Below are 20,648 nucleotides of genomic sequence, written 5' to 3' on the forward strand. Positions count from 1 at the left end.
TCTAAACAAAAATGAGAGGTAACTATTACATAACCACAACACTACCATATGTAAACTCAGAACCACATTTGGGTCATGCTCTTGAATTTGTTCAAGCCGACATGCTTGCCCGCGTGCACTCTTCTCTCGGCTATGATGTGTTTTTTAATATAGGAACAGACGAACACGGAACAAAAGTATACAAAAAAGCTCAAGATGTGGGAGAAGATGTTAAAGATTATGTCCGCAATACCTCAAACCTTTTCAAAGACCTTGCAGAGACGCTGTCTGTTGTTCCAACAAGGTTCATAAGAACAACGGATAAGGATCACATAGAGGCAGCACAAGAGTTCTGGAGAAGGTGTGATAAAAACGGATATATATATAAAAAATCATACGAGGGAAAATATTGCGTGGGTTGTGAGTTATTCAAACAAGATGATGAGATTGTTGGTGGCGTTTGCCCACTACATCCAACAACCCCGATTGAATCCCTTTCAGAAGAGAATTATTTTTTCGCCTTTTCTAAGTTTAGCGAACAACTTGCTAAACTTTACAAGGAAAATAAGGATTTTGTCTTTCCAACCCAAAGACAAAAAGAAATAGAAAAGTTCTTGGAAAGAGGTCTCAAAGATTTCAGTATTTCGCGAGATAAAAATAGATTGCCGTGGGGTGTTCCAACTCCAAATGATGAAACACAGGTTATGTATGTTTGGTTTGACGCACTTGTGAATTATCTCACCACGATAGGATGGCCTGATGACTCGCACAAAAAATGGTGGCCTGTTGTTCAGATTGCAGGTAAAGACAATCTCAGACAACAATCCGCAATGTGGCAGGCAATGTTGCTCTCTGTTTCAATGCAACCATCAAAACAAATTTATATACACGGATTCATAACAAAAGATGGAAAAAAAATGAGTAAGTCGCTTGGTAATGTCATATCCCCTTATGAAATTATTTCTCACTATGGCGCAGACTTTTTGAGATATTTTCTTTTGGCCCATATAAACCCATACGAAGACAGTGATGTTGATTGGACAAGATTGCATAATGTATATACTGCCGACTTCTCCAACGGCATAGGCAACCTGGTTTCAAGAATAATGCGCTTATCGTCTGAGCATATCGCAGAGAAAATAGACATCCCTTCAAAAGAATTTCCAGAGGAAGTGGTGAAGAGTTGTAAAAAATATGATTTTAATGAGGCGGTTACTTGGTATACAGACAATATGCGTGGATTGGATGAGATGATACAGAAAAAAAGACCCTTTGAGACCATCACAAAAGACAAAGAAAAAGGCGTGGAAGAAATAAAAGCCCTTGTCCGACAACTTTACTTTATAATTGATGCTTTTGAGCCGATTTTACCCGACACCTCTAAAAAAGTAAAAGATCTGATAAAGGAAAACAAATTTCCACAGAAGCCCTTGTTTGAGAGAAAAGATATATATGTTGGTTGATGTCCATTCACACATACAGCTCCCTTCTTTTGACGAAGATCGTGATGACCTTGTAAAAGAGATGGGTCTGCTTCCCATGAGGGCGATAGTTGTAGGTATTGATGAGAACACTTCAGAGAAAGCAGATGAACTTGCCACAAAACATGAATTTATTTTTTCAACCGCAGGGATACACCCGCTTGAAGAAAAAGGATCTGTGTCTTTGGTTGAGAAGTTTTTTACAAAGAAAAAGTGTGTCGCTGTCGGGGAGTGTGGTCTTGACTACACGAGGACAGACGATTTAGAAAAAACAAAAAGGGAACAACAGACACGCTTTCAGGAGCATATTGAAAAAGCAGCAGAATATAAACTGCCACTTATGATTCACTCGCGAACAAAACCAGAAGACAGGGGGACTTCCCGTGACGCACACATTGATGTTATCGCGATGCTTACAGAAGCGAAAAAGAAACATGGCAATGATTTACATGCACATATACATTTTTTCACAGAATCGTCTTATGTCCGAAAATATCTTGATTTAGAAACAACCTTCTCTTTCTCTGGCGTGATAACTTTTGTTCCTGAATATACCGAGACCGTAAAATTAATACCTCTTGAGTACATAATGTCTGAGACAGACTCTCCCTACGCATCACCACACCCAAAACGGGGAAGGCGAAATAATCCGCTGAATGTCCTTCATATTGTAGATAAAATAAGCGAGATAAAGGGTATTTCAAAAGATAGCGTTATATCTACAATCAATAAAAATGCCGAAAGGGTCTTTTTTCAAGGGGCTAATTTTTAGAGTTGCGAAATGATGGATGTTTTGATATTATTTAACCTATTATGGAAGTATTAGCCATATATGAAATCGGTTTTCACTTTATTCCCAATCTCAAAGAAAGGGATGTGAAAAAGCGTGCAGAAAAAATATCTTCTTTTATAACAAAAGAAGGCGGTGAGATAGTTGATAAACAAGAGCCATCTCTTATCAATTTGGAATACAAGATTAAACACGGTAAGAGTAGCCCATACACATATTTCACAGAAGCTTATTTTGGTGATATCAAATTTAAGCTGAAGCCAGAGTCCATTTCAAAACTGGAAGAGTTTATGAAAGAAGATGAAAATGTTCTTCGTTTTTTGATATTTAGAACAGTAATTGAAAATACAAGGGTGGATGCTGAAATTCTTAATGGGCTGGATAAACCAAAACGAACAAACAACAATAAAGTTTTAGAAAAAAATTAATTTTAATCAATCATGTATATAAACAAAGCAATAATTTACGGAAATTTGACTCAAGATCCAGAGTTAAAAACATTGCCAAACGGAAACAATGTCTTAAACACTTCTGTTGCCACAAATCGCGTATGGAAAAATCAGGAAGGGCAAAAGCAGGAAAGCGTAGAATACCACAACATAGTCGCGTTTGGTAGAGTAGCCGAAATCATAGCGCAATATCTAAAGAAAGGATCGGGAATTTTTGTGGAAGGAAGGTTGCAGACGAGAAATTGGGAGGCAGATGGAGTAAAAAAATACAGAACAGAGATTATAGTTGAAAATATGCAGTTGGGACCAAGGCGCTCTGGACAACCAGGTGATACATCATCTGGCGAGGGGGCTTCATCACCTTCTGGCAAGAATGCTATAAATTATCCAAACAATGAGATTAACCCTAATGATATTCCTTTTTAATTATGCGTGAATGCTTTTTCAAAAAACATAGTATAGAACATATTGACTATAGAGATGTTGATATATTAAACAGGTTTCTGAATCAGAACGGTCAGATAATGTCTAGAAAGATTACCGGTGTCTCAGCTCACAACCAAAGGAAACTCCAAAGAGCAATAAAGAGAGCGAGATTTATGGCGCTTCTGCCATATACAAGATTCTGATTTATTATCGCTCGTGGCTCCGCCACTCGCTTGACGCAACTCGCAGGCTCGTTGCGGTCGGACTTATACCTCAGCAATCCATTACTTTCCTTATCTCGCAGGCTCGTTGCGGTCGGACTCAAGCCCTCCAATCTATTCCTGCTCATACCACTGCTTCCTGAGAATTTGGGATTAATTGCCGTTAATAAGTCAGTTGACAAAGAAGAGATTGCCGAACTTGAAAGACAATACCCCAATCTTGAGGTTAAACAGGTGTAGGGAAGTTTGCTTGGAAAAATAAAAAGGGTGGTGCATACTCTCATACACACCAACCCTTGAGAAAGAACACGGGGGAGTGGGTTATGCCACCGCTTGACTAAACGTTTCATAATCTTGAAAAGGATCTTGCGTTGAATCTTCAAACTCCCCAATTCTTTCTCTACTCTCTCTACTCCTTTCCAAGAGGAGAAGATCATATCTTCGTGTATTTCCTGATACAAGGCTTTTTTTCATCCTCTTCAAAAGAAAAGCGCTCACCCTTTTCCTTCCATTGGTGTGGGCAAATCGGTCAGCGATTTTCAGCATCGTGCCGATGTCACCGCCTTTTTTTGCTTCTCTATAGGCATTTGAACCATCTTTCATTTCTTCACCTCCCTTTCTTTTGAAAAAACATTTACCACCACTTTCTATTATACCATACCTTGCTATCTGCTTGTGTTCTATTATTAACATATAGAAGGCACTTGTTGCCGAATGTTCTTTTCCAACAGGAGAGAAAAATGACAGAGCATCAAAAAGACCAAGGATCAACACCAGATACTGATTTATTATCGCAACTACCCACACGATTTTATGATAAAATCATTTATATGATTGATGAAAAATTCATATCTTCACTTACCTCACTTTCCAATGTTGGTCTTGCTAAGGAAAAGCATTCTGTTTTTGCAAAAGAATTGGATGGTGTTCTTGGATATGTCGCGGAGGTTCAAAATATTGCAGGCAGTGATGAAAGTTTCTTTTTTTCACAACATCACAAAAATGTCTTTCGCACTGATGTCGTAACTACAAAAAGAGGCGAGTATAAAGATGCTCTTTTGTCTCAAGCTAAAGAACAAAAAAATGGATGGGTGAAATCTCCTGCTTATGTTTTTATATAAAGAAAGTTCAATAAAAGAAATGAGAGATGCCCTTAAAAAGGGGGAGGTAAGTTCTGTTGATTTGGTAAAAGAGGCAAAAGCCATTATTGAGAAAGAAAATGTTACAACCAATGCTTTTGTTCGTGTTTTTGAAAGCGCTGAAAAACTTGCAGAAGAGGCGGACAAAAAAAGAAAGACAGGCGACACGAGGTCACTGCTTGGTATCCCCATCGCGATAAAAGAGAATATCGCTGTGAAAGGTGAAGAAATGACGGCTTCCTCAAAAATACTCAAAGGTCATAAAGCAATGTATGACGCGACTGTTGTTTCAAAATTGAAAGAAGCAGGTATGATTCCCATAGGTTATACAAACCTTGATGAATTTGCTATGGGGTCAAGCACAAAGACATCTTGCTATGGTGTTACTAAAAATCCTTATGACAAAGAAAGGGTGTCTGGTGGGTCGTCTGGTGGTTCTGCTGCTTCTGTTGCATTTGGATCTGTTCCTGTGTCGCTTGGAACAGATACGGGTGGTTCTGTAAGACAGCCCGCTGCTTATTGCGGGTGTTTTGGTTTGAAGCCAACATATGGAAGTGTTTCTCGCTATGGATTGGTCGCCCTGTCTTCATCCCTTGATGTTGCTGGTGTTATCGGGCGAACAATGGCTGACACTAAAGAGGTTTTTAAGGTTATTGAGGGATATGATGAAAACGACTCAACATCTGGCACATTCAAATACGCAAAAACTCCTGAAAACAATAAAACAATAGGTGTTCCAAGAAAATTCATAGATAAATACATTAATAAAAATATTGCAGAGCCTTTTTTCCAATCAATAGAGAATTTAAAGCAAAAAGGATATAAAATTATTAATATAGAAGAGCCACTGTTTGATAGTGTTGTTTCTATGTATTACATAATCCAACCAGCAGAGGCGTCTTCTAACCTTGCCAGATATGACGGCATTCGCTATGGTGCTTCTTCTGAGGCAAACCAAGTCGCAGATCAATTTCTGAGGACCCGCGAGCAAGGTTTTGGTGATGAGGCTAAAAGAAGGATACTTGCAGGGACATTTGTCTTGTCATCTGGATATTATGATGCATATTACAAGTCAGCAAACCGCGCAAGAAAAAAACTCATTTCATCTTTTGGAGAGATTTTCAAAGAGGTCTCTATAATAGCGACTCCGTCTGCAACGGACATTGCTCCAAAAATAGAGAATAAAGAGACCCCTCTTGAAAATTATGTGAATGATTGCTTTACGGTTTCTGCAAATTTATCTGGCAATCCCGCTTTGTCAGTCCCCATAGGCGTTGTTGATGAAATGCCTATCGGTTTGCAGTTGATGGCTTCACACAACGGCGAGGATACACTGTTTGAAGTGGGAGATTTATTTGATACTTACAATGCAAAAAGATAACACACCATTGTTCTGGGAAACAAAAGAAGGGCTTGTAGTAATAGTCCTTGCGTTTTTACTTTTTATTTTTTTCAATAACTATGAAAAGATTTCTGAATTTTTCTCGGATGTGGCGGAAACCCCTTTGACAGGAGAAGTTTATTTACCTTTGTTGGTGGTGTTTGGTATTTTTTTGATTGTGTCTTTTGCGATCATATATTACGGATATTATTTTTTCGCAAAACATAAAAAACTTACCAAAAAGAACAGAGAGGAATTCTTAAAACGAGTTGAAGAGAATTCAATGAAGGCGGAGAACAGAATGGTAAGGAGATGGAACCGTATAGAGAAACTGGCAACCAGCGAATCTGAAAATGACTGGAAAGCGGCTATTATTGATGCCGATATACTGCTTGAGGACTCTTTCGTAAAAAACGGAATAGCAGGTGAAAGCGTGGGCGACATGCTCAATTCACCAGAAACAAGGCATCTCGCCACGATAAGAATCGCAAAACAGGCGCATAGGGTGAGGAATCTGATAGCACATAGGGGAGAAATCAGGCTAAACAGAGAACAGGTGGGAAAAACAATAGGGGACTACAAGGCGATACTGAGGGAAATAGGAACTTTGGACTAAAAAAAAGAAAAAGTGGAATGTTTCAAATAAAGTAGTATAATTTAATAATTGACGGGGTGGAGCAGTAGTAGCTCGCTGGGCTCATAACCCAGAGGTCGTTGGTGCAATTCCAACCCCCGTCACAAAGTTGACTTTTTCTCCGCGGGTGTGTAACATCAATTTCATCAGATCAAAGACAGTGGGATTGCGCTTTGGCAATTAAAAATCTCCCACCGAGTGTATTACAGATATATGCGTGTTGATTGTTCTGATTGCTTTCAATGGCGATAACACGGACAAAAAAAGAATTGATAATTAAGGAACTTGAGCAGTTGTTTAAAGATACTGCTTCTGTTTCCTTTTTGTCTTTTCGTGGTTTGTCTGGATCGGATTCCACAGAGTTACGCCAATTACTTCGCGACAGTGGTGTTGGTTACAAAGTAATAAAAAAGACACTACTTAATATCGCACTTGATAAAGAAAAGATAGACGGTGCACGACCAGTTTTCAAAGAAGAGGTCGCCATAACATACGGAGATGCTCTGTTACCGTTGCAAAAGGTGTGTGAGTTCAAGGAGAAAAATAAATATTCAGTAGAATTTATAGGGGGTATTTTTGAAGGCAAATTTATAAACGCAGATGAGACTAAAGAGATCGCATCCATACCATCCATTGAAGTTCTTCATTCAAGGCTTGCTTATGTCATGAAGTCTGGACTTACAAAATGGGTTATGGCGCTTTCTGCTTTGGCTGAAAAAAAATAAAATTATGAGTGAAGAAAACACAAAGCAAGACGACACAATAAAAACAGATGGCGAAGCACAGGAAAACGCAAGCGCAGCGGCAGAAAAACCTGCAGAAGAGCCAAAAACTGAGGCAAAACCAGAGGTAAAGCCAGAAGCAAAACCCGAGGCAAAACCTGCGCCTACAAAAGAAGAAGAAGTCGTGGTTCCTAAGGAGTTTGAGGCAATAATCAACGCCATTGAGAAAATGTCGGTGATGCAATTAAACGAATTGGTGAAAGTTTTTGAGAAAAAATTTGGTGTTTCTGCTGCAGCAATGGCAGTCGCACAACCAGCAGGTGGAGATGCAGGTGGAGATGATGATGGGGGAGTTGTATCTGTTGAGCTTACATCAGCAGGAGATCAAAAGATAGCCGTCATCAAAGCGGTAAAAGAAATTCTTGGAGTAGGACTTAAAGAAGCAAAAGATTTGATAGATGGTGCACCAACACCTCTCAAAGAAGGCGTGAAGAAAGATGATGCAGAGGAAATGAAGAAAAAGATAACAGAAGCCGGTGGAACAGTCACCTTCAAATAACCAGTAAAGAAAAGTTATGGCTTCCTCAAAACAGGACCCACTCGCAGGACTTTTCGGCAACAATTTGCGTGCCAAAGTCCTGCGAGTGTTTCTGCAAAATATCAAACTTGTTTATACGATAGATGAAATATATGGAGTGATAAGAGGTAGTAAAGCAGGCGTGAAGAAAGAAATAATGTCGCTTGTGAAAGCAAATATATTAAAAGGCAAAAAGATAACAGAAACAATCACTCTGAAAAGCGGAAAGAAAAAGAAAAAAATTCATCAAGGATATATCATTGACGACACATATCCGCATATAGACATAATCTCAAAGCTCTTTTTAAATACATTTCCCATTCGTGGTCGCGAAGTTTCACGCGCCATACAGTCAGTCGGTGAGGTAAAGGCGATTGTTCTTTCTGGTGTCTTTGTGGGCGGAGTAAAAACCCCTGCCGACATTTTAATTATCGGTTTAGATATAAATATAGATAAATTAAAAAAGGTTCTTCTTGATATAGAAAAATCTCTTGGAAGGGAAATAAAATATGCCATCTTCAATCCCAATGAATTTGCATATCGTCTATCCATCCAAGATAAGCTAATACGCGATATCCTTGACTATCAGCACCGCATTTTGCTTGATAAAATGAGGCTTCTTAGCAGGTAAATCCACCACTTGACCCAACCAATTTGGTGTATACTTATATTTAATGCGCTATACAAATGCGCATAGTAATTAAACAGCTGTTAATACTATAAGTTAACTGATAGATAAGAATTATATGAGTTATCAGGAAATAGCACAATCCTTTGGCGAATCTTTTTCAGATGTCTGGGGTTATGTATTATCTTATGTTCCAAGCATAATTGCCGCAATAATCATCTTCTTTATAGGATGGGTGATAGCAATATTTGTTAGAAAATATGTTGCTCACGGTATAAATGCAATACCCGGCGTTTCTTCTGCCGCTGAAACAATTTTTGGTGAAGCGCTAAGACGCGCAGGTATGAGATTGGACATAGGAAAGTTTATTGGTGTTCTTGTTCAATTGTTTATAGTAGTCGTATTTTTGGTCGTCGCACTTGATGTCCTTAACTTAGACGCTATAACACAATTCTTCACACAAATTCTTGCTTATATTCCAAGTGTAATAATCGCGGCAGTGATACTTGTCGGTGGTGCGTTTATTGCTGATATAGTTGAAAGAGTCGTTGTTGGTGCTACAAAAGCAACCCGACTACGCGCCGCACAGTTTGCCGGAACTATATCAAAATGGGCTATTTGGATTTTCTCAATCTTTATAGCACTTGATCAGTTGGGCGTATCGCTTACATTCATTACACCTCTATTCCAGGGGGTAATCCTTGCTTTAGCGATTGCGCTTGGTCTATCATTTGGATTTGGCGGAAAGGATTTGGCTGAAAAATGGTTACAGAAATTTTTCAGTGATTCAGATCGCTAATAATTGGAAGATTTAAAAACAGAAAATCGCGCCTTTGTTGGTGCGATTTTTTGTTTTTACAACCGCCCTTGCAATCCCAATCCACACCCTCTTGTTAAATTCCTGAAATATGTTATAATTCTATGCAGTCTATGATCTTTGACAAATAGTGGCAAGGAAAGGAGGTGTGATATGTCACATGGTGGAGAGAAAGGTGATAGAGAGGAACAGCGGTTGAAATTATCGTCAGATATAGGCGATCTTTTTATTACCGCAGAAGTGTTTCTGGCTGCATCGCAAAATCGTCAAGGTGCCGAAAGTGCACTCTCAGATATTGAGGATCTTTTGAATGGGAACCGATATCTTCTTACGGATGAGGAGATAGAAAATGTAAAAAATAGGATAAGAACAATGAGAGAAGATTCCCCAAAAGACATCATGCCACAAAAAATATGCGAAATCCTGTGAGTTTCGCGATAAAAAAATGTCGTGGCGTGGCATGAATTGAAGCGGACAACCCTTTTTGGGTTCGTCCGCTTTTTATTTTCTTTTTGATGACAATTCTACCTCCAACTCCGTGGCTCTTCTTTGTAGGGCATCAATCTCACTTTGGGTGACCTTTCTTTTACTTTCTTTTATACATTGCTCAAGCAGGTTTTTCACAGATTCAGGGTTTCTTATGCCGAACATTTTTCTTGATCTCGTTTTATAATAAAACTTACTACCTTTTTTCATCCACTCAACATTAATATCAATATCCCCACATTTAAGTTTACTACTAAAATAACCTGTATAAAGTTTTACCTCTGGTATCCTTGATAGCCTGTGTGTATTGCAGTCAAACCAACCATTTTTCATAAAAAGTCTCTTGTTCGTTATTACATATCTGCTTACTATAAGACGGATTAAGCTAAAGTGAATAAAGAGATATACGGGATACACAAAGAAAACAAAAATAATTATGCTGAATATGATGATAAGAACAATTATAAATAGGGCAGAAAGCGGCTCGCTAGAACTGGAAGACCACATACCCTCTCCATAAATAATAGTAGCAACTATAATTGCAATAAAAAGATAAATTGGCACGCCAACTATGGTGCGCCCCACCATCTTTATAAATGCTATAGGACCATAGGGTTTGCCAACCCATTTAACTTCTTCCCCATCCCTTAATTTTTCGGAGAAAAGAGCAACTACTTTTTTTGCTTCACCTGGCGACATGTTGTCTGTGTGTTGTGCGTTCCTCATAAGCAGAGAATAATCTGGTTTTTTCCCCAACTCTTTCTCCAGCCTTGTGATTTTTTTCTCAAGGAAAACGGCTTGCTCATTCAAAGTGCTTGGTCTTTCCATCAGTTCTCTCACAAAATACGGGTTTTTTATGCCCTTGAGTTTTTGCCATTTTTTAATATATTGATTTTTTTTATATCCATCCTCATCACTCATCTGAAGAAATTTTCCCGTGTCAATAGACAATGTCCCACTTCCTATCAGATGCCCAAACGCACCCTGGTCTATCTTCATTTCCCGTATGTCTGATATGTTATAAGAATATAGAAAATAACGAGTATATCTTATAAGAAACCTCTTGTTTGTTATTGCGTATCTGGTTGTTTTAAAAAATAGAAAAAGATTGTAAAAAGCCACAGGAATAGCAGCAATCAAAAATGCCCCAAGAAAACTAATTTCAACCGCTCCTTCAAGATTATTTGTATCTACAAACCAAGACAGACCTGGTGTAGATAAATTCAAAATAACCCCAAGATATGTATTGCCTTCCAACCAAAAAAATATACCCACCATGACGAAGAGAGAAAAAACCGATTTTATCCGCAACAGAAGATTGTATGACTTACCAACCCACTTAATCTCTTCTCCATCTCTTAATTTTTCGGAGAAAAGACCAACTGTCTTTTTCAACTCTGCCTGCGTCATCCCACCCGTATTCTCAAACTTGTCCATTATTTCCAATAATATCACAAAAATCAAGAAACCAGACAGCAGAGGAATTTTGTTGCAGTGAGGAGGTGAAAGGGGTGGCATTTTCTTTAGTAAAATAGGGGGGTTGACATATCTTGGGAGATATGCTACAATATATATTAGGGTTCGAGTAATCCCTCGCCAGAAACCTACACATATAATATGTTATGTGGCGAGCAAAACTCGGGACCTTATCTGTTTAATCGGAAAAAACGGATGCCATGGCGTTTGAAGTTGAAAGCCCAACACATGTGCATCCGTTTATTAATTTTATATATAGATAGAAGCGAGCAAAATCAAGCGAGATGATAATTAAAAAGAGTAGGCATCCTGCCTACTCTTTGCTTGAAAGATGATGGACCTTACCGCTCGTCTTGCTGGTTCTCGTCCCTGGTTGCATCACCATCTTTCTTTTCCGCCACCATACTGTTAATCCCGTCAAAGATTCGGGATACATCAGCCGGTATTGCTTTCTCACTCATCACAAATCCTCCTTCTTAAGAACAAAGGTGAATCAACCAATTTCTTGATTGCTAATATAATGATTACACATCCCCAACCCATTGTCAATACGTATTATAATATATATATTATCTAAGCTGCTTGCGAGCCACGAGCGATAATAAATAGGAAGGGCTCACAGAGCGAGCCCTGGGGGATTGACAAAATTTGGGGGGTTGTGATACCATACAATTATGCAAACAAATGAGACATAGAATCTTAATGGGGTAGGTCCTGTGCTTTTACCAAATAGCGTTGCGGGAAACTACATCCTGCGCGCTTTTTGTTTTGTTGTTTTGCTAAATTGTTCTTTTACATTTTGAATATCTCAAAATCAATATACACAGGTATATAAAAGCATATAATTTAATGTATGCGGCTTTTGGATCTCCTAACAAATATAAGGGGATACAAAGGGCATATGGTGGATGCCTTGGGTTCGAGAGACGATGAAGGACGTGGCTTGTCTGCGATAAGCTACGGGGAGGCGACAAGTAGCCTTTGAACCGTAGATTTCCGAATGGGGAAACCCACTCTATTATCAGAGTACCTTATTGTTGTAAAGACAAAAGGAGTTAACTCGGGGAATTGAAACATCTTAGTACCCGAAGGAAAAGAAAACAAACTCAACTATGAGAAAATTCCCTAAGTAGCGGCGAGCGAAAAGGGAGAAGCCCAAACCAGCTTTCTCTTGAAACTATTTCTATCAAGAAGTGGTTTTAAGAGTAAAGAGGGGGTAGTAGGACTTCAGCGCTGCTGATTTTTCAGTAAGGAAAAGTTACAAAAAATGTTGTTAGGAGAACAGGCTGGAAAGCTTGACCTAAGAGGGTGATGGTCCCGTATTCGAAAACGACATTTCTTTTTAGCTGATTATTCCTGAGTAGCCCGGGAAACGAATGGCCTGGGTGAATCAGCCAGGACTAACTGGCAAGGCTAAATACTACTCGAACACCGATAGTGAACCAGTACCGTGAGGGAAAGGTGAAAAGTACTCCGGAAGGAGGGTGAAATAGACCTGAAACCATATGCTTACAAAGAGTCGGAGCGGTCCTAGACCGTGACGGCGTGCCTATTGAGGAATGAGCCAGTGAGTCGATTGTCTGTTGCAAATTTAGGTTAAGCCTGATAAGGGTGTAGCCATAGGGAAACCAAGTGTTAATAGCGCGTAAGTAGCAGGCATCGGACCCGAAACCGAGTGAGCTTGCCTTGGGCAGGTTGAATTGTGTCGAAAGGCACAAGGAGGACCGAACCAGTTGGCAGTGCAATGCCTTTGGATGACCTGAGGTAAGGGGTGAAAAGCCAATCGAACTCGGCAATATCTGGTTCTCTCCGAAACAGCTTTAGGGCTGGCGTCGTGTGATTATTTCGGGGGTAGAGCACTGGAAGGAATGAATAGGGGGCAACCTCGTCATTCCTATCAAACTCCGAATACCGAAAACTACAACACGGCAGTTAGACCATGGGGGCTAAGCTCCATTGGTCAAGAGGGAAAGAGCCCAGATCTCTGACTAAGGTCCCTAAATTCATACTAAGTGCAAAATAAGGAGGTGGATATTTCATATACAGCAAGGAGGTTGGCTTAGAAGCAGCCACCCTTTAAAGAAAGCGTAACAGCTCACTTGCCTACTGAGATTCTGCGCCGTAAATTAGCGGGGCTTAAGTATGATACCGAAGTCGAGAGCTTATTTTTTATAAAATAAGCGGTAGGAGAGCGTTCTGTGTGCACTGAAGCTAAAGGGGTGACCCATAGTGGAGCGCACTGAAGTGAGAATGCTGGCACAAGTAGCCGCAATGCAGGTGAGAACCCTGCACGCCGAAAGAGCGAGGTTTCCTCGGCAATGACAATCAGCCGAGGGTTAGTCGAGCCTAAGTAGATGGCGAAAGCCGTATACGATGGACACACGGTTAATATTCCGTGACTTGTTGTATGTGTGACGGAGTAACGGAGAGTTGTACTCTTTGCGCATTATTGGATTTGCGTTTGCTTTATGAGGAAGTTGTTCAGGTAAATCCGAACAGCACAATTCCGAGTAAAGTGAAAATGAAACGGCTTGCCTTTTTAGATAAAGGGGAGCACTCTTCCAAGAAAAACTTCTAAACTTAACATATAACAAACCGTACCGAAAACCAACACAGGTGCTCAGGTCGAGAAGACCAAGGCGAACGAGTGATTGCTTCTCAAGGAACTCGGCAAAAAAGCGGCCGTAACCTAGGAATAAGGCCTACCAATCTTGATTGATTGGTCGCAGCTAAAGAATCTCTCCCAACTGTTTACTTAAAACACAGCTCCCTGCGAACTCGTAAGAGGATGTATAGGGGGTGACGCCTGACCAATGCCGGAAGGTTAAATATGGGGGGTGTAGTAAAATTTATTTTGCTATGCTGGATCATATAAGCCCCGGTGAATGTCGGCCGTAACTCTAACGGTCCTAAGGTAGCGAAATTCCTTGTCTGGTAACTTCAGACGTGCACGAATGGCGTAATGAGGGGGGAACTGTCTCGAGAGGCAGCTCGGCGAAAATGCAATATCGGTAAAGATGCCGATTACCTGCGGAAAGACGAAAAGACCCCGTGGAGCTTTACTATAGCTTCGTATTGGGAGTATTGATGCAATGCGTAGAATAGGTGGGAGACTTTGAAGTATGCCTTTAGGGGCATATGGAGTCGTCAGTGAAATACCACTCTTTGTATCGGTGCTTTCTAACCCGTGCGGCAAAAACGACCGGGAACAGTGCGTGGCAGGTAGTTTTAGTGGGGCGCTATCCTCCCAAAAAGTAACGGAGGAGTTTATAAGGTTCTCTAGGCACGAATGGAAACCGTGCTGATAGTGTAATGGCATAAGAGAGCTTGACTGTAAGGGTGACATCCCGAACAGGTGCGAAAGCAGAACATAGTGAACCTACGATGTGTCTTAGATGCAGTCGTAGATCAACGGATAAAAGCTACCCCGGGGATAACAGGCTGGTTCCGCCCAAGAGTTCATATCGACGGCGGAGTTCGGCACCTCGATGTCGGCTCATCACATCCTGGGGCTGGAGAAGGTCCCAAGGGTTTGGCTGTTCGCCAATTAAAGTGGTTCGCGAGCTGGGTTAAAACCGTCGTGAGACAGGTTGGATTTTATCTTCCGCAGGCGTTGATGTTTGAAAAGACTTGCTCCTAGTACGAGAGGACCGGAGCGAACTGACCTCTGGTGTACCAGCTGTCCTGCCAAGGGCATCGCTGGGTATCTAAGTCGGGCAACGATAACCGCTGAAAGCATATAAGCGGGAAGCGTACTTTAAGATTAGACATCATGTCCCTGAAAGACTATCAGGTTAATAGGCTTTACGTGTAAGCGCGGTGACGCGCTGAGCGGAGAAGTACTAATAGACAAATTATCCTCTTATCTTTGTTGGGAGTTCCAAAACTCGCATACATTAAATTATTTTTAGACCTTTTTACTCTGGTGACGAAATCGGAGGGGTCACACCCGTTCTCATTCCGAACACGGAAGTTAAGCCCTCTTGAGGCGATGATACTCTCATGGGGAAAGTAGCTTGTCGCCAGAGTAAAGGGGTCTAATTTATGCTTACTTGCAAAATAGGAAAAAATGTTTTAATATAATAAATAGTCCAAAGAACAAGGTATTTGTTCATGGAAAAAAGAGAAAGGAGGAAAAAAGTGAATGGAAAACCATCTGGTCGTGAAAGAACAGGGCAGGAGGTAAAAGAAGAAGTTGAGAATCTGTATGCCCGAGGCAAAGTTCTTAGTGATAAGTATTCAAATCACAGATGTGCTTATCGCAAATTTCAGAAAGCCATTGCACTTGTCAAAGAGCACAGCGAATTTTTTGAGAAAGATTTGTTGAAATCTCTTGAGATTATTGAAAAGAGGGAAAAAGACTTTGTTGAACTTGGCGCTGGTCAGGTTTACCCAAGAGAAGTCCTTCCCAAGAAGACCTAAAGGTCAAGTTTCTCGCACTTAAAGAGGCAGAATTCTGCCTCTTTATTTTTGTCTACATTTTTCACTTGCCCCGATTAACCTGACACATTACCACCTTTTTCTTGATTTAGAAATTCTTCAAGCACATCTCTTAGGTATGGACTTCCTTTTACAAAAATGTATGCTGGGTCATTTTTTATCTCTGCTTTTTCGCCTACATAAATCTTTTCAGCAAAACCTTGAATTTTTTCAAATATATAAAATCTTGCACGAACAAAAGCATAACCATCATTGTAATTTATTGGCTTGTAGTTATTTCCCTGTTTTAATAACCCAAGTTTTCTTCCGTTCAAATCATTTAACATCCGTTCATTGTTCTTATCACCCTTTCTCTTTTTTAACAATTTCTCCCTCGCCTCAATGCCGCTAAATGTGTCAAAACCACCTTCTGATTTCTTTAACTGTTTGTGTATATAATTTTCTATTTCTTTTTTTCTTTCTTTACCCACGAACATGTTACCTATATCTCTCACTTCGTTTAGATCACTTTCCAAACCGAATGAGTGATAAGTTACTCCCTCAAGCTGTCTCATTAAATGGCGCTCATTATCAACTTTATTTAATGTATCAATCATCTCATTAATGAATTCTCTTGGAAACTTAACCCATCCTACAATATTACCTTTTTCATTTGTTATTTTGTTTCTAAAATCTTTTCGCCTTACTTTGTCATACATTACATCACTTGCTCTTTCAAGATGGTTTCTAAGAATTTGATTTTCAGGACTTATTTCTTCTACTATTCTTTCAGAAAACTCTCCACTCACCTTTATTTGTTTTGTTGGATCTTGTGGATTCAAATCCTCTCTTTGATATTGTGGGTTTGCCATATTATTTATTATTAGATTGTATATCTTTTTGTCTTTCTAAGTATATTTTATGAGCGCCAATGAAGTGCTCATACAACCTTTTTTCATTGCCAAGATTGTCAATCTCTTTCCTGTCTTTATCATCCAACTTGTCCTCAATGCTCTTTATGGCAAGGCTGTTAATACTCCCCATTTTTAATTCATATTGCTCCATAAATTCCTCAGCATCTTCCTTATCAGATGGGACATACAGAGGATTTGAGAGCATCACCTTTTTCATAGCATTGAGTTCTAGTAGTAAACCAGGAGAACCCTTTATTTTCGCCATTTCTTTTTCTTGATACTTCATTTCGTTGATTACCCCAGTTATTGTGGCTGGATTGGAAATTGCCCTAATATATGGCATAAGGTCTTTCATTCTTTTTTCTTCACTTTCCAATTTACTTATGCTTTTCAATCGTGTTTCTTCCAGCAATACATCACTTGGATTCCATTTCAATACCTTAATACAAAAATCTTTTAATCTTTTTTCAAATTCTCTACCACTCTTTTTCCGAATAGTATTTATATTTTCTGCGACACGGTATGCTTGTACGATTCTTCTTCTTTCTCCCGCATGATTAAAATTTTCTTCAATTTTCTCTCTCACTTCTGCCAATGCAAATTTGTATATGGTGGTTGCTTCTCTTGTTAAACTACCTCTCATATCCTCAATTTCAGGCATAATTTTTTTCTCAAGGTTGTTTCTGTTTTCTTCAAGCCTATTTCCGTCTTTCTCTACCACTTGTGGTTGAGGCTCTATATTATTTTTAACCACTTTCTTTTTTGGTGTGACGGCTACTCTATTAGGAGTGCTTACTGGTTTTTGTTGGGGTTTTGGTTTTGGTGGAAGTTTTTCTACAGTGGTACCTCCTAATATTGCTTTCATTTTTTGTAATGCTTCTGATGCACCCGAGTCTCCCAATGTCTGATTTACTTTTGGTGTTGGTGCTCTCACTACTCCCTTTCCTGCCTTAGCTAATTTTTCTTTTAGTTCGTTCTCATAAATAGTAAATTTCGCAACAAGTTCCTCATCAAAGTGTTGCGGGTATTCTATAACTACCTTTCTTAATTTGGAATGACTTGCTGGGTTTTTTGATAGGTCCTCAAGTATTTTATTTTTTAACACATTGCGCGCCTCCTGAAAATGACTACCTGAATCCTCAGTAAATCTTAAATGCTTCCTATCCTGCTCATTCCTTCTATCCCACCTCACTGGCAACCTCCTATCTGACAAAAGCCACATGGTTCTTTCAAGTTTCTCTAATTTTCTTCTTTTCTCTCTATTTTTCTTCAATAGGTTTTGTATTTGTTCCGCTCTGGCCTTTTTTTTCCTCTCTTCAATTTGTAGCCTCCTCGCTTCTTTATCCACCCCAGATGTAACTGATGTTGTATTAGTTTCACTAATTAATCTTTCATATTCATCAGCTGTTAATATCCTTTCTCCTATTTGCATTACACCTGTTGTGTTTCTAATATTCACTTTTTTTGCTTGTCCGCCTCCTTTCTTCTTATTATTATTTTGTTCACTACCATTATTACCTCTATTGCCACCACCACCCTCAAACTTTTTTGCTTTTCGGTTTTTTCCCATATATATTGTTTATTATTACACCATTTTTCAATATTTGGGCAAAATCCATTGATATTGTATGTGTAAAGTGGGGCGAACTACCAAACCCATTTTTATTTTGCTACAATAACTATTAATGTCATCCGCTTGGGCTTTCAGAAGAAAACTTATAATAAATTCAATTATTTTCATTGTCTTTGTAATCATATTTGTATTGTTTGTTTTGTGGTGGAGATACGAACCGCCAACTTGTCAGGATGGTCTACAGAATCAAGATGAGTTGGGGGTTGACTGTGGTGGTATCTGCGGATCAATTTGTCCTTTTGAATCTGTTAGTCCGACAGTTCTTTGGACGAGGGTGTTTCATTCAAATGACACTTATCAGATAGTTTCATATATTAGAAACACCAATACTGATTTAACCGCAAGAGATGCAAAATATGACATAGCACTTTTTGATAGAAACAATGTAAAAATAAATCCTTTGTCGGGAACTGTAACACTTCTGCCGTCATCAATAACTCCTGTTTTCATATCAATGAGAATAGAAGAAGGAGATGACATTCCAAACAGGGCGTTTCTTGAGTTTACAGATGGGATAGAGTGGAGCAGGTCAACTGTAGATGAGAAGGAAACTAAGTTAAGAATAATAAATGAAAGGTTGGTGCTTGATGAAGAAACGCCAAGGGTGGAAGGTGAGGTTGAAAATTTGTCTCTCAATCCTATAAGGAACATTGATTTTTTTGCGACTGTGTTTGATGAAGAGGGAAACGCAATAGCAGCATCCCGTTATTTTATAAAGCGTATAGCCCAAAGAGAAAGAAAGGATTTGATTTTTCAATGGCGTGAAAGGATAGACGGGGTTGAGTCTTTGTGTAGGTTGGACACACAAGTTTTTGCTTTTCTTAATTTAGAGTCAAGTAATGTTTCTTTAACATCTGCGTTTCAAAATTTACTGGCAGAGATACGACCGCGAGATAGTTTTGCAGGTGTTGTAAGGTTGGGGGATAGGATAACAAAGACAGATAATTTTGAAACGGATGTATCTGCAAACTCAATAACTTCTTTGTTCAGAGAAGTGTCAGGCAGTGAAGTTTACAAAGAAATTGGAGACACTCTTAGCACAAGAGATCCAAATAAAAAGTTACTTATATTTGTAATTTCAGAAAGTGATTTTCTACAGACATCAATCTCAGGTGAACAGGAAAGATTAAAGACGCTGTTTGAAAATATAAATTCTGAAATTTATTTGATAACGCCCGACACATCAACAACAACAGAAGAAGAACTACTTGGAATCAGATATAGAAAAATTGGAACAACAAAAAATGATGTGTCATCTTCATACAGATTCTCAACTTCTGAGAGATGTGTCTCTCAACCAATCAGAGTAGAGGTAATACCAATCATAGAGAAAATATGAAGCTCTTAAAATCTTTTTTCTCAAACACCGACTTTGTGTTGTTAACCCCCGCAATACTTGTATCAATCTTTGGTTTCATAACGATATATCCATCAATACTTGATGATTCCACTTTGTTTATTAGGCAGGGGGTCTTCGTGGTGATGGGCGTGTTTCTTGCTATTTTGATCTCTAAAATGGACTTTTATTTCCTTAGAAATGGCAGAATTGTCCTATTTTTATACTTTATTGTCTGTCTGAGTTTGGTGGGGCTTTTGTTTTTTGCCCCAGAAATCAATGGGGCAAAAAGTTGGTATATTTTTGGTCCCATAGCGTTTCAGCCAGTTGATTTTACAAAAATTATGATAATAATTTTTCTGGCGAAATATTTTTCAAGGAGACATATAAATATAGGTTTGTTGCGCCACCCAATATCATCTTTGGTTTATGTCGCGATTCCTGTGTGGCTTGTTCTCATACAACCTGACTTTGGTTCTGCAATGATAATCGCGGGGATATGGTTTGGCATGGTTTTGGTTTCCGGTATGTCAAAAAAACACTTCTTTTTATTTTTTGCACTTGGTATATTACTTCTTGGATCTGGATGGAACTTTCTCTCCACATATCAACAAGACAGAATAATTTCTTTTGTAAAACCTTTTTCAGATATTCAGGGAACAGGTTACAACGCGTATCAAGCAACCATATCTGTTGGCTCGGGACAGTGGTTCGGCAAGGGTGTCGGTCAGGGAACACAATCCAAACTTGCATTCTTGCCAGAGTATGAATCAGATTTTATCTTTGCCGCATTTTCTGAAGAATGGGGATTTGTTGGCGTTGTCGTTTTATTTTTACTTTTTGGAATTATTTTTCTCCGTATATTAAAATATGCTCTGCGTGGTGAGACAAACTTTGAAATATTCTTTGCGCTTGGCACCGCCATATTTTTTGCGATTCAGTTGTTTGTCCATATAGGTGTAAATGTTGGTTTGTTGCCTGTGACGGGGACGACCATGCCATTTATGAGTTATGGGGGGTCGCATATAATATCTGAATATATACTTTTGGGGATGATAATGGCTATGTCTAAGTATGCGAGAGCCCTCCACGAAGAAGGGACGAAAAAAGAATTCTATGGGATTGGCTCTTAGACCATAA

The 20,648-nt window shown here is 39.2% G+C and carries 20 protein-coding genes, 1 tRNA gene and 2 rRNA genes; 19 read left to right on the forward strand and 4 right to left on the reverse strand.

What is annotated here, in order from left to right:
* Positions 1 to 11: 11 nt before the first annotated feature.
* From metG to rpsR, 5 genes are read left to right on the forward strand one after another with little or no spacing between them, the layout of a single operon-like run.
* The gene (gene metG / locus OXU73_02800) at positions 12 to 1,442 is read left to right on the forward strand and encodes a methionine--tRNA ligase (GenBank protein MDD9868233.1); all 1,431 of its coding nucleotides are present in this window, start codon (positions 12 to 14) and stop codon (positions 1,440 to 1,442) included.
* Positions 1,432 to 2,232 carry a TatD family hydrolase gene (locus tag OXU73_02805; GenBank protein ID MDD9868234.1) on the forward strand — a complete coding sequence of 267 codons (801 nt, stop codon included), beginning with the start codon at positions 1,432 to 1,434 and terminating at the stop codon, positions 2,230 to 2,232. Before metG ends, OXU73_02805 begins: the two co-directional genes overlap by 11 nt.
* A 41-nt stretch (positions 2,233 to 2,273) precedes the next feature.
* The gene (locus tag OXU73_02810; GenBank protein MDD9868235.1) at positions 2,274 to 2,678 is read left to right on the forward strand and encodes a 30S ribosomal protein S6; all 405 of its coding nucleotides are present in this window, start codon (positions 2,274 to 2,276) and stop codon (positions 2,676 to 2,678) included.
* 12 nt (positions 2,679 to 2,690) lie between these two features.
* Positions 2,691 to 3,125, forward strand: coding sequence for a single-stranded DNA-binding protein (gene ssb, locus OXU73_02815; protein ID MDD9868236.1), 435 nt, complete (start codon positions 2,691 to 2,693; stop codon positions 3,123 to 3,125).
* 2 nt (positions 3,126 to 3,127) lie between these two features.
* Complete coding sequence (gene rpsR, locus OXU73_02820; GenBank protein ID MDD9868237.1) at positions 3,128 to 3,328, forward strand: 30S ribosomal protein S18; 201 nt, start codon at positions 3,128 to 3,130, stop codon at positions 3,326 to 3,328.
* A gap of 339 nt (positions 3,329 to 3,667) precedes the next feature.
* Here rpsR and OXU73_02825 read toward each other — a convergent pair whose 3' ends face one another.
* Positions 3,668 to 4,039: a hypothetical protein gene (locus OXU73_02825; GenBank protein ID MDD9868238.1), complete on the reverse strand. Its 372-nt coding sequence runs from the start codon at positions 4,037 to 4,039 to the stop codon at positions 3,668 to 3,670.
* 14 nt (positions 4,040 to 4,053) lie between these two features.
* Between OXU73_02825 and OXU73_02830 the strand changes: the two genes are divergently transcribed.
* The 9 genes from OXU73_02830 (at position 4,054) to OXU73_02870 (ending at position 9,673) form a co-directional block, all read left to right on the forward strand.
* Complete coding sequence (locus tag OXU73_02830; protein ID MDD9868239.1) at positions 4,054 to 4,467, forward strand: aspartyl/glutamyl-tRNA amidotransferase subunit C; 414 nt, start codon at positions 4,054 to 4,056, stop codon at positions 4,465 to 4,467.
* The gene (gene gatA / locus OXU73_02835) at positions 4,454 to 5,866 is read left to right on the forward strand and encodes an Asp-tRNA(Asn)/Glu-tRNA(Gln) amidotransferase subunit GatA (GenBank protein MDD9868240.1); all 1,413 of its coding nucleotides are present in this window, start codon (positions 4,454 to 4,456) and stop codon (positions 5,864 to 5,866) included. The genes OXU73_02830 and gatA overlap by 14 nt, the downstream gene beginning before the upstream one ends.
* Positions 5,853 to 6,482: a hypothetical protein gene (locus OXU73_02840; protein ID MDD9868241.1), complete on the forward strand. Its 630-nt coding sequence runs from the start codon at positions 5,853 to 5,855 to the stop codon at positions 6,480 to 6,482. The genes gatA and OXU73_02840 overlap by 14 nt, the downstream gene beginning before the upstream one ends.
* Before the next feature lie 50 nt (positions 6,483 to 6,532).
* Positions 6,533 to 6,604, forward strand: a tRNA-Met gene (locus OXU73_02845).
* 138 nt (positions 6,605 to 6,742) lie between these two features.
* A complete protein-coding gene (gene rplJ / locus OXU73_02850) occupies positions 6,743 to 7,225 on the forward strand; it encodes a 50S ribosomal protein L10 (GenBank protein ID MDD9868242.1) in 483 nt (160 codons plus the stop codon).
* A gap of 181 nt (positions 7,226 to 7,406) precedes the next feature.
* Complete coding sequence (rplL, locus tag OXU73_02855) at positions 7,407 to 7,781, forward strand: 50S ribosomal protein L7/L12 (protein ID MDD9868243.1); 375 nt, start codon at positions 7,407 to 7,409, stop codon at positions 7,779 to 7,781.
* 16 nt (positions 7,782 to 7,797) lie between these two features.
* On the forward strand, positions 7,798 to 8,430 hold the full coding sequence (locus tag OXU73_02860) for a hypothetical protein (GenBank protein MDD9868244.1): 633 nt from the start codon (positions 7,798 to 7,800) through the stop codon (positions 8,428 to 8,430).
* A gap of 115 nt (positions 8,431 to 8,545) precedes the next feature.
* Positions 8,546 to 9,226: a hypothetical protein gene (locus OXU73_02865; protein ID MDD9868245.1), complete on the forward strand. Its 681-nt coding sequence runs from the start codon at positions 8,546 to 8,548 to the stop codon at positions 9,224 to 9,226.
* Positions 9,227 to 9,397: 171 nt separating this feature from the next.
* Positions 9,398 to 9,673: a hypothetical protein gene (locus OXU73_02870; GenBank protein MDD9868246.1), complete on the forward strand. Its 276-nt coding sequence runs from the start codon at positions 9,398 to 9,400 to the stop codon at positions 9,671 to 9,673.
* A 72-nt stretch (positions 9,674 to 9,745) separates the two neighbouring features.
* Here OXU73_02870 and OXU73_02875 read toward each other — a convergent pair whose 3' ends face one another.
* Positions 9,746 to 11,167 carry a PH domain-containing protein gene (locus OXU73_02875; protein MDD9868247.1) on the reverse strand — a complete coding sequence of 474 codons (1,422 nt, stop codon included), beginning with the start codon at positions 11,165 to 11,167 and terminating at the stop codon, positions 9,746 to 9,748.
* 920 nt (positions 11,168 to 12,087) lie between these two features.
* On the opposite strand from OXU73_02875, the gene OXU73_02880 reads away from it, so the two are divergent.
* The 3 genes from OXU73_02880 to OXU73_02890 all read left to right on the forward strand — a co-directional run bounded on the left by OXU73_02880 (position 12,088) and on the right by OXU73_02890 (position 15,628).
* Positions 12,088 to 15,073 (forward strand): 23S ribosomal RNA (locus OXU73_02880).
* Positions 15,074 to 15,127: 54 nt separating this feature from the next.
* A 5S ribosomal RNA gene (gene rrf, locus OXU73_02885) occupies positions 15,128 to 15,234 on the forward strand.
* 85 nt (positions 15,235 to 15,319) lie between these two features.
* Positions 15,320 to 15,628 carry a hypothetical protein gene (locus OXU73_02890; GenBank protein ID MDD9868248.1) on the forward strand — a complete coding sequence of 103 codons (309 nt, stop codon included), beginning with the start codon at positions 15,320 to 15,322 and terminating at the stop codon, positions 15,626 to 15,628.
* A 74-nt stretch (positions 15,629 to 15,702) separates the two neighbouring features.
* Here OXU73_02890 and OXU73_02895 read toward each other — a convergent pair whose 3' ends face one another.
* On the reverse strand, positions 15,703 to 16,497 hold the full coding sequence (locus OXU73_02895) for a hypothetical protein (GenBank protein ID MDD9868249.1): 795 nt from the start codon (positions 16,495 to 16,497) through the stop codon (positions 15,703 to 15,705).
* A gap of 1 nt (position 16,498) precedes the next feature.
* Positions 16,499 to 18,109, reverse strand: coding sequence for a hypothetical protein (locus OXU73_02900; GenBank protein ID MDD9868250.1), 1,611 nt, complete (start codon positions 18,107 to 18,109; stop codon positions 16,499 to 16,501).
* A gap of 115 nt (positions 18,110 to 18,224) precedes the next feature.
* Here OXU73_02900 and OXU73_02905 point away from each other — a divergent pair, with 115 nt between their 5' ends.
* Positions 18,225 to 19,511 (forward strand): hypothetical protein, encoded by a 1,287-nt coding sequence (locus tag OXU73_02905; protein ID MDD9868251.1) that lies wholly within the window; start codon positions 18,225 to 18,227, stop codon positions 19,509 to 19,511.
* Positions 19,508 to 20,641: an FtsW/RodA/SpoVE family cell cycle protein gene (locus tag OXU73_02910; protein ID MDD9868252.1), complete on the forward strand. Its 1,134-nt coding sequence runs from the start codon at positions 19,508 to 19,510 to the stop codon at positions 20,639 to 20,641. Before OXU73_02905 ends, OXU73_02910 begins: the two co-directional genes overlap by 4 nt.
* The last annotated feature ends 7 nt before the right edge of the window (positions 20,642 to 20,648 follow it).

It is taken from the genome of Candidatus Campbellbacteria bacterium (genome assembly GCA_028817035.1).
In the GTDB taxonomy this organism is placed as follows: Bacteria; Patescibacteriota; Minisyncoccia; order Phycocordibacterales; family JABAAK01; genus JAPPQH01.